The sequence below is a fragment of the Bradyrhizobium sp. LB14.3 genome, from assembly GCF_040547985.1.
Taxonomy (GTDB): domain Bacteria; phylum Pseudomonadota; class Alphaproteobacteria; order Rhizobiales; family Xanthobacteraceae; genus Bradyrhizobium.
The window spans coordinates 90,142-98,799 of record NZ_JBEPQT010000024.1; the positions used below are offsets into that span (position 1 = coordinate 90,142).

General features: G+C 64.1%; 10 protein-coding genes and 1 pseudogene. 4 read left to right on the top strand and 7 right to left on the bottom strand.

The features are described from left to right. Positions 1-26: 26 nt before the first annotated feature. From ABIB00_RS30855 to fliI, 3 genes are all read right to left on the bottom strand, one after another. Positions 27-572 (bottom strand): sigma-70 family RNA polymerase sigma factor, encoded by a 546-nt coding sequence (locus ABIB00_RS30855; RefSeq protein WP_247348965.1) that lies wholly within the window; start codon positions 570-572, stop codon positions 27-29. 180 nt (positions 573-752) lie between these two features. Further along, positions 753-1,172, bottom strand: coding sequence for a flagellar export protein FliJ (fliJ, locus tag ABIB00_RS30860; protein ID WP_007606301.1), 420 nt, complete (start codon positions 1,170-1,172; stop codon positions 753-755). Between the two features lie 121 nt (positions 1,173-1,293). Further along, positions 1,294-2,619 (bottom strand): flagellar protein export ATPase FliI, encoded by a 1,326-nt coding sequence (gene fliI, locus ABIB00_RS30865; RefSeq protein WP_247348966.1) that lies wholly within the window; start codon positions 2,617-2,619, stop codon positions 1,294-1,296. 451 nt (positions 2,620-3,070) lie between these two features. Between fliI and ctrA the strand changes: the two genes are divergently transcribed. The 4 genes from ctrA to ABIB00_RS30885 all read left to right on the top strand — a co-directional run bounded on the left by ctrA (position 3,071) and on the right by ABIB00_RS30885 (position 5,911). Continuing rightward, positions 3,071-3,772, top strand: coding sequence for a response regulator transcription factor CtrA (gene ctrA / locus ABIB00_RS30870; RefSeq protein ID WP_007600544.1), 702 nt, complete (start codon positions 3,071-3,073; stop codon positions 3,770-3,772). 167 nt (positions 3,773-3,939) lie between these two features. After that, complete coding sequence (locus ABIB00_RS30875; RefSeq protein ID WP_247348967.1) at positions 3,940-4,344, top strand: DUF350 domain-containing protein; 405 nt, start codon at positions 3,940-3,942, stop codon at positions 4,342-4,344. A gap of 1 nt (position 4,345) precedes the next feature. Beyond that, on the top strand, positions 4,346-4,747 hold the full coding sequence (locus tag ABIB00_RS30880) for a hypothetical protein (RefSeq protein ID WP_354106958.1): 402 nt from the start codon (positions 4,346-4,348) through the stop codon (positions 4,745-4,747). Positions 4,748-4,750: 3 nt separating this feature from the next. Further along, positions 4,751-5,911 (top strand): glutathionylspermidine synthase family protein, encoded by a 1,161-nt coding sequence (locus ABIB00_RS30885; protein WP_354106959.1) that lies wholly within the window; start codon positions 4,751-4,753, stop codon positions 5,909-5,911. 43 nt (positions 5,912-5,954) lie between these two features. On the opposite strand, the gene ABIB00_RS30890 is transcribed toward ABIB00_RS30885, so the two are convergent. The 4 genes and pseudogenes from ABIB00_RS30890 to ABIB00_RS30905 all read right to left on the bottom strand — a co-directional run. Continuing rightward, a complete protein-coding gene (locus ABIB00_RS30890) occupies positions 5,955-6,827 on the bottom strand; it encodes a CheR family methyltransferase (RefSeq protein WP_247348971.1) in 873 nt (290 codons plus the stop codon). Beyond that, a complete protein-coding gene (locus ABIB00_RS30895) occupies positions 6,824-8,023 on the bottom strand; it encodes a protein-glutamate methylesterase/protein-glutamine glutaminase (protein ID WP_354106960.1) in 1,200 nt (399 codons plus the stop codon). Before ABIB00_RS30895 ends, ABIB00_RS30890 begins: the two co-directional genes overlap by 4 nt. Positions 8,024-8,098: 75 nt before the next feature. Then, positions 8,099-8,464, bottom strand: coding sequence for a response regulator (locus ABIB00_RS30900; RefSeq protein ID WP_007600538.1), 366 nt, complete (start codon positions 8,462-8,464; stop codon positions 8,099-8,101). Positions 8,465-8,535: 71 nt separating this feature from the next. Beyond that, positions 8,536-8,658: pseudogene (locus tag ABIB00_RS30905) on the bottom strand (chemotaxis protein CheW); the annotation flags it as partial.

An 8,658-nucleotide genomic window follows, 5' to 3' on the forward strand; every position in this document is an offset into this window, starting at 1 on the left:
TAGCCCAAGCCCTCATAGCCCAAGCCTCATAGTCCAAGACATGCGCGAATATCCAACATGCTGCGGCGGAGCCACGTCTTCACCGTGTTGACGGGCACCGCGAATTTCTCCGCCAATTGCTCGCGGCTCCAGCCGTTGTAATAGGCGAGAAGCACGAGCCTCTGACGGTCCGGCTCGAGCCGGCCGATACATTCCAGGAGCCGCTTCAATTCCTCGGTCATCTCCCTCCGCGCCAGCGGATCGGGGCTGTCGCCTGCGACTTCCATCGCCTGCGGCTCTTCCTCGATGGAGACTTCCGTCTTCTTGCGCACGATGTCGATGGCGCGGTTGCGCGCGATCGACGCCATCCACGTAATCGGCGACGAAAGAGCGGGATTGAACTGGCCGGCGCTGTTCCAGATCTTGACGTAGGTCTCCTGAATGACCTCCTCTGCGATATCCTGTCGGCGTAAGATACGGAGCACGACGCCAAAGAGTTTCGCGCGCGTGGCGACGTAGAGGCGTTCGAACGCGGCCTGATCGCCCTGCGCTACCGCCCCAATCAGCCCGACCAGCTCTGCTGGCGTCAGCATTCAGCCCCCCAATGCGCGGCCCGTCGCGTTCCGCGCAGGCTCTGGCACTCCGCCACCATAGCGCGCGACAAAGCCGACCACCAAGGGGGCGCGTCGCCACGCTGTGGACAGCACATGCGAAAACCCGGCCCTTCCGGGTCCGGGTTCTGCAAAATTCTCGCAGGTCTGGCGGCTAGTGCCTCAGGCAACGGCGCCCATGCGGGCACGCATCAGGCCGATGCTGTCGAGGTCGGCCTGCTCGCGGGCGTTTTCCTCGGCACGTTCGCGGGCCTGGTCGCGCTCGTCGAGGAGCTCGACCTTCTTCAGTTCCTCAAAGGCTTCGGCCAGAGCGGCCTTGGCTTCGTCGAGCTGGCCCTTCAGCTCGTCGGCCGAACGGGTCAGGTTCTCGCGGCGCTGGATCGCCGCCTTGGCATAGGTCGGATAGGCGAAGTGCGAGGGATCGTTGATCCCGGCACGCTCCTGCTCGGTCGAGATCTCGCGTTCGAGATCGGTCGACATCCGCTGGAAGTCGGCAATCATGGTCTCGATCTGGGTGACCCGGCGGCGCTTCTCGTCGACCTGAAATTTCTTCAGGCGAATGAGGGTATCACGTGACTTCATCGACTCGTACTCCCCAGAAGTCCCTTGGCTGCACGTGGGACAACACCGGTCTCCCCACGGGCCCGACTGGGGCCAAGACCGGCTCTGCTACTCTGTGGGATGGGATGATGACGGGACAAAGTTAGCGTTCCGTTTCCAAATTGCCGAGGATTAGCGCCAACTGGCGGTAGCCGTCCGCCAATGATGCATTTTCGTCCTTGCGCTGGCGCAGGAAGGCCTCCAGCGGCTCGTGCAGGCGGATCGCCTCGTCGACCTCGGGGCTGGAGCCGGCGCGGTAGGCCCCGAGCCGGATCAATTCCTCCATGTCGGCATAGGTCGCCATCACCTGGCGCGCCCGCTGGATGGTCGGCCAGAATTGCGGGTCGGCCGATTTCGGCATGGTGCGGGAGACGGATTTGAGGATGTTGATGGCGGGGTAGCGGCCGCGCTCGGCGATCGAGCGCTGCATCACGATGTGGCCGTCGAGGATGCCGCGGACAGCATCCGCGATCGGCTCGTTATGGTCGTCGCCGTCGACCAGCACGGTGAAGATCGCGGTGATGGCGCCCTCGCCCAGGCCCGGTCCGGCGCGCTCCAGAAGCTTCGGCAGCTCGGTGAAGACGGTCGGCGTATAGCCCTTGGCGGTCGGCGGTTCGCCGGCGGACAGGCCGATCTCGCGCTGGGCCATGGCAAAGCGCGTCACCGAGTCCATCAGGCACAGGACGTCCTGCTCCTCGTCGCGAAAATATTCGGCGACCGCGAGCGTGAGATACGCGGCCTGACGGCGCATCAGCGCCGGCTCGTCAGAGGTCGCGACCACGACGACGGAGCGCGCCAGGCCCTCCTCTCCGAGGTCGTCCTGCAAGAACTCCTGCACCTCGCGGCCACGTTCGCCGATCAGCCCGATCACGCTGACCGCGGCATCGACATTGCGCGCGAGCATCGACAGCAGCACCGATTTGCCGACGCCGGACCCTGCGAAGATGCCCATGCGCTGGCCGCGGCAACAGGTGAGAAAGGTGTTCATCGCGCGCACGCCGAGATCGAGCGGCGCGCCGACGCGCTTGCGCGAGTGCGCCGGCGGCGGCGAATTGCGGTACGGCATTGGCGCCGGGCCCTGCGGCAGCGGCCCCTTGCCGTCGATCGGCTCGCCCAGTGCATTGACGACGCGGCCGAGCCAGGCCGCGCAAGGCCGCACCTGATTTGCGGAATTGGCGATAACGGCCTTGCAGCCGCGCCGCACGCCATCGAGGCCGGCGAACGGCATCACGACGGCATTGTTGCCGGAGAAGCCGATCACCTCGCAGGGGATGGAACGGTTGCCGCCGGTCTCGATCACGAGCCGCGCGCCGACCGACATCGCGTGGATCGGGCCGGCCACCTCGACCATCAGGCCGCGCACGCCGACCACACGGCCATAAATATTGACGCCGTCGATATCGCCGATCTGTTCGGCCAGCGCCTTCATTCGGCAAGAGCTTTCATTAAGAGAGTGCCTTCATAAGAGGGCCTTGATGGGGTGATCGCCTGCGCGATCCCGGGGGGTTCGTGGCGAAAACCTTAAATTTCGCCATATTTCTGAACGGCGCTTAACTTCGTGTTTACCCGCATCGTTAATCATTGCGTCACTGTCTTTGTGACTGAGCGTGACTCCCCTTCAGAAGAAGGTTGAGTCGCGGGAGTCGGTTAGGCCCGTCTCTTAAAGTGGAACTTGAACGCAACCGGATAACGAAAGCTGCTTCGCACACAAGACCTTAGGGCGATTCGACCAAAATTGCATCTACAGGGCTTGCGTTCCAGAATCAGAATTTGTTAACCATCTGTTGTCAGGATCCGAATCAGTTGTTCAAAGGCGTTTTGTTGTGTGCCGCGAATGCGGCCGACCTGACGCCCAGGAGCGGCGACTATGGGGAACTGGCATGCGCGTTTTGCTGATTGAAGATGACAGCGCCGTCGCGCAGTCGATCGAGCTGATGCTGAAGTCTGAGAGCTTCAACGTCTACACGACCGATTTGGGGGAAGAAGGCGTCGATCTCGGTAAATTATACGATTACGACATTATCCTTCTCGACCTCAACCTGCCCGACATGTCCGGCTACGACGTGCTCAAGCAGCTCCGGGTCTCCAAGATCAAGACACCAATTCTGATCCTCTCCGGCCTCGCCGGCATCGAGGACAAGGTCAAGGGTCTCGGCGTCGGCGCCGACGACTACATGACCAAGCCGTTCCACAAGGACGAGCTGGTTGCCCGCATCCACGCGATCGTGCGCCGTTCCAAGGGCCACGCCCAGTCGGTCATCCAGACCGGCGACCTCGTCGTCAACCTCGACACCAAGACGGTCGAAGTCGGCGGCCAGCGCGTGCATCTGACCGGTAAGGAATACCAGATGCTGGAGCTGCTCTCGCTCCGCAAGGGTACGACCCTCACCAAGGAAATGTTCCTCAACCACCTCTACGGCGGCATGGACGAGCCGGAGCTGAAGATCATCGACGTCTTCATCTGCAAGCTCCGCAAGAAGCTCGCGAATGCCTCGGAAGGCCGCAACTTCATCGAGACCGTGTGGGGCCGCGGCTACGTGCTGCGCGAGCCGCACGAGGTCGAAGAGCGCATCCCCGCCTGATCAGTTTACGTCGCAAGCCCCAGGGGCTTGCTCCTCCCAGCCTGGACCCCGCCGCAAATGGCGGGGTTTTTGTTTTTTGGGGACACGAACGCGGCCTCATCGTCCGCCCGCCATTGAACCGCTATCCTTCCCCCGCCGACGAATGGTCGCTGCACGATGGGGGAACGATGATCCTGCAATCACTGGCCGGCTTGCCCGCCTTCCTGGTCTATTTCTGCACCGGGCTGGTCGCGATCGTGGCGTATCTGTTCGTCTACACCCGCATCACGGCGCACAACGAATTCCAGCTGATCCGCGACAACGATCCGGCTGCCGCGATCGCGCTCGGCCTCAGCCTGCTGGGCTTCGTGGCGCCGCTGGTTAGCGCCATCGCGCATTCGGCCAATGTGCTGGACTGCCTGATCTGGGCGATGATCGGGCTGCTCGTTCAGATCGTCGTGTTCTTTCTGGTGAAGGTGCCGGTGCCGAACCTGTCGGCGCGGATCGCCGCCGGCGAGCTCGCGCCCGCGATCTGGCTCGGGCTGTCGTCGCTCGCCGCGGGCCTGCTCAACGCCGCCTGCATGATCTACTGACATGGCGGACAGGCCCTCCAAAAAGGAGTTCGGCAAACGCCGGCCGGCGGCGGGACCGCCGCCTCCGCAACAGCCGGTAAAGCGCTCCGGCCATGTCGCGCTGCTGGTGATGGGCACGATCGCGGTCGGCGCCACCGCCTACACGCTGATGCCGCGGCAGAATTGCGAGCCCTCTGCTACCGGGGCGACAGTCCCCGGAGCCGCGCCGGTGCAGGCAAGCGCCGCGTGCAGCAGCAGAAGCGGATCGTCAGGCGGCGGCTCGCGCTGGTCGTCGCGATCGAGTTTCTTCAGCAGCGACTCCTCGAGCCATTCCTCGTCGGGAACGTCGTCCGATTCAGGCTCCGGCGGCGTGAGCCGCGGCGGGTTCGGCTCGTTTGGTCACGGCTTTTCGGGTGGCGGCTGATCCATGCGACGCATCGTCTGCCCCGAGCGCGACGACTGGCGGCAGACTGCCGAACAATACGGCTTCGCCTTCCACACCATCGACGGCGAGCGCTATTGGGACGAGCGCGCCTACTACGCCTTCACGCTCGACGAGATCGAGCGCGGCATCGAGACGCCGACCGGCGAGATCGACGCGATGTGCCTGGAGCTTGCCGGCCGCGTGATCGGCGACGAGCGCCATCTGCAGCGCTTGAAGATACCGGACGCGTTCTGGAGCTTGATCGCCGAAAGCTGGGCACGAGACGACCGCAGCCTCTATGGCCGGCTCGATCTGAAATTCGACGGCAAGGGGCCGGCAAAGCTGCTCGAATACAACGCGGATACGCCGACCTCGGTTTTCGAAGCCGCGGTGTTTCAATGGACCTGGGTCGAACAGGCGATCGATCGCCAAATCATCCCGTCACGCGCTGACCAGTTCAACTCCATCCACGAGCGGCTGATCGAAGCGTGGAAGCAGATTGCCGCAGGTCGCCATGTCCATCTCGCCGGCACCACAGGCAATGACGAGGACGCCGGCACGCTCGCCTATCTCGAAGACACGGCGCGCCAGGCGGGACTGACAACCACACTGCTCGACATCGAGGCGATCGGCTGGCGCGACCAGGCCGGCGGCTTCGTCGATATCGACGGCCGCGACATAGCGCTCGCCTTCAAGCTCTATCCCTGGGAATGGATGTTCCACGACGCCTTCGGCGCGAAGCTCAAGGACGCAACGACGCGCTGGATCGAACCGCCGTGGAAGGCGGTGCTCTCGAACAAGGGCATCCTGCCGCTGCTCTGGGAGATGTTTCCGAACCATCCCCATCTGCTGCCGGCCTTCTTCGAGGACGATCCGCGGGCGGCCGAGCTCGGAAGCTCCTATGTGCGCAAGCCGCTGCTGTCGCGCGAAGGCGCCAATGTCACGCTGGTGTCTGACGGCATGCCGCTCGACGAGCAGGCCGGCCCTTACGGCGCCGAAGGATTTGTGCGGCAGGCATTGTCACCGCTGCCGAATTTTTCAGGCTTCTATCCGGTGGTGGGAAGCTGGCTGGTGAATCACGAACCCTGCGGCCTGTCGATCCGCGAGGATGAAAGCCCGATCACCGGCAACGGCTCGCGGTTTCTGCCGCATGCGATTTTGTGAGTTACGCTCTTCCCCCTCACCTTGTGGGGACAAGGAAGACAGTTTACCGCGCCGCGGCGACCTTCAACGACGGCGGCATCAATCCGCCCATCGGGCGGCCGGAGCGCGTCGGGTTGAGCTGATAGAGACCGCGGCGGTCGGCGATCGGGCGGAACGCGTCGGTGATGCCGACGACGGATTCGGCGGCGCCAAGCAGCAGCGTACCGTCGACTTCCAGTCCCTTCGTCATGCGCTCGAAGATCACCGCCTTGGTGTCCTGGTCGAAATAGATCAGCACGTTGCGGCAGAAGATTACGTCGAACGTGCCGAGATGGGAGAAGTCCTGCAACAGATTGAGCTGGCGGAACTGCACCATCGCGCGAATGTCGGCATTGAGCTGCCAGATGTCGCCCGATTGCGTGAAGTATTTCATCAGGTGCTGGATCGGCAGGCCCCGCTGCACCTCGAACTGGCTGTAGACGCCGGCCTTGGATTTCTCCAGCACCTCCTGCGACAGATCGGTGGCGACGATCTCGATGCGCCAGCCGGCGAAGGCTGTGCCCATCTCCTTCACGCACATCGCGATCGAATAGGGCTCCTGCCCCGTCGACGACGCCGCCGACCAGATGCGCAGCGATCTGCGCGCGGCGCGCGCCCGAAGCAGACCCGGCAGGATGGTTTCGCGTAAGTGATCGAACGGAATCTTGTCGCGGTAGAAGAAAGTCTCGTTGGTGGTCATCGCTTCGACCACGTCGGTCGCAAGCCGCCCGTCGCCGTTCCTGATCTTCAGCACGAGATCGGGAATGCCGGGAAGACTAGCCTTGCGGGCCAGCGGCAGCAGACGGCTCTCAACCAGATACTGCTTGTCCGGGGAGAGATCGAGGCCGGAGCGCTCTTTCAGGAACTTGCGCAGATAGTCGTAGTCGACCGGCGTCACGAGCGGTCTCCTGCGAACAGGCGATTGACCCGGGCGCCGATCTGGTTGAGCGGCAGGATCGCCGCGCAGATGCCGGCATGGGCCGCCGCGCCCGGCATGCCCCAGACCACACTCGTGGCTTCGTCCTGCGCGATGACGCTGCCGCCGGCGGCAACGACGTCCTTGCCGCCGCGCATGCCGTCCGAGCCCATGCCCGTCAGGATGACGGAGAGGATGGCGCCATGCCAGATGTCGATGGCGGAGGTGAACAGCGGGTCGACCGCGGGCTTGCAGAAATTGACGGCGGGGCCGTCGTCGAGCGCGATCGCCACGTCGGCGCCGCTGCGCACGACGCGCATGTGCTTGCCGCCCGGCGCAAGGTAGATGCGGCCCGGCTTTACCGGCTCGCCATCGACCGCCTCGGCCGCTGGCCTGCGGCTCGTGCGTGCCAGATGCTCGGCAAGGATGGTCGTGAAGGTCGGCGGCATGTGTTGGGTGATCAGCACCGGGAAGCGGTCGATCACCGGACCGAGCTCGGTGACAAGCGCCATCAGCGCCTGAGGACCGCCGGTCGATGAGCCGATCAGCAGCACCTTCGGCGCCTGGGTCGAGAACGGACGCGTGGTCAGCGGACCCGACGACAGGGCATGTATGGCCGGAGCCGGTGCGGGCGTAACAGGCCGCGCGACAGCCGGTCCACGTGCGACCGATGCCGGGCTTGCGGGCGCCAGCGGCGGGCTCGCAACGGCGGGCTTCCGGCGCAGACGTGCGCCGAGGTGGCGGATCTTCTGGATCAGGTCGTGGTGGAAGATGTCCGCAGCCGACGCCTCGCGCGTCGATTCCGGCTTCGGAATGTAGTCGGCCGCGCCGAGCGACAGCGCCTTGAAGCTGATCTCCGCGTTACGGCGGGTCAGCGTCGAGGCCATGATGATGACGAGATCGCGCTTCTTCGCCAGCAATTGCGGCAGCGCCGAGATGCCGTCCAGCTCGGGCATTTCGATGTCGAGCACGGCAACATCAGGGTTGATGCGTTCGATCTGGTTGACCGCCTCGAGCCCGGTGCGCAGCGAGGCCGCGACCTCCATGTCGTGCTCGGCACCGATCCAGCGCGAGATCAGACCGCGAATGACGACGGAGTCGTCGACGATCATCACCCGCAATGGGCCGGCCTCGCGCGACGAACCCGTGGTCGAATTACCTGCGAACGCAACGCTCATTACTCACCAACTCGGACTGAAACGGTTGAGTTGAAAACAAACGCCGAAGGATCCGTTCAGCCTCCGGGCGGTCGCTCAGATAAGCCCGACTTCCTGGAATTTCGCCGTCACGATGTCTTTGTCGAACGGCTTCATGATATACTCGTTGGCGCCGGCGTGCAGTGCGCGCGCGATGTGCGCGACGTCGTTCTCGGTGGTGCAGAACACGACCTTGGGCTGGTCGCCACCGGGCATGCGCCTGAGATGGCCGAGGAACTCGTAGCCGTCCATCACGGGCATGTTCCAGTCGAGCAGCACTGCATCGGGCAGGCCGCGCTTGCAGGCTTCCAGCGCTTTCTCACCATCTTCCGCTTCGAGGATCTGGAAGTCGAGGCCTTCCAGGATCCGGCGCGCAACCTTGCGGATGACGCTGGAATCATCAACGACGAGACAAGTTCGCATGTGAACCTCTGCTTCTCCCCCTTTGCGGGGGCACTTCCAATTGCAGGTACGTCGGCGGTAGTGCCGCCGTATCAGGCCGCCATCATCTCGGGCGCGAGCTCGAGGACGCGATCGACGTCGAGGACGACCATGAGCTGTCCGTCGAGGCGGTGGACGCCGCCGGCGAGCTTGGCCATGCGGGGATCGAGGTTGAC

What these genes read in the sequence shown, in the direction of transcription:
- ABIB00_RS30855 (WP_247348965.1), bottom strand. Translation starts at nt 572, where the DNA reads ATGCTGACGCCAGCAGAGCTGGTCGGGCTGATTGGGGCGGTAGCGCAG.
- fliJ (WP_007606301.1), bottom strand. Translation starts at nt 1,172, where the DNA reads ATGAAGTCACGTGATACCCTCATTCGCCTGAAGAAATTTCAGGTCGAC.
- fliI (WP_247348966.1), bottom strand. Translation starts at nt 2,619, where the DNA reads ATGAAGGCGCTGGCCGAACAGATCGGCGATATCGACGGCGTCAATATT.
- ctrA (WP_007600544.1), top strand. Translation starts at nt 3,071, where the DNA reads ATGCGCGTTTTGCTGATTGAAGATGACAGCGCCGTCGCGCAGTCGATC.
- ABIB00_RS30875 (WP_247348967.1), top strand. Translation starts at nt 3,940, where the DNA reads ATGATCCTGCAATCACTGGCCGGCTTGCCCGCCTTCCTGGTCTATTTC.
- ABIB00_RS30880 (WP_354106958.1), top strand. Translation starts at nt 4,346, where the DNA reads ATGGCGGACAGGCCCTCCAAAAAGGAGTTCGGCAAACGCCGGCCGGCG.
- ABIB00_RS30885 (WP_354106959.1), top strand. Translation starts at nt 4,751, where the DNA reads ATGCGACGCATCGTCTGCCCCGAGCGCGACGACTGGCGGCAGACTGCC.
- ABIB00_RS30895 (WP_354106960.1), bottom strand. Translation starts at nt 8,023, where the DNA reads ATGAGCGTTGCGTTCGCAGGTAATTCGACCACGGGTTCGTCGCGCGAG.
- ABIB00_RS30900 (WP_007600538.1), bottom strand. Translation starts at nt 8,464, where the DNA reads ATGCGAACTTGTCTCGTCGTTGATGATTCCAGCGTCATCCGCAAGGTT.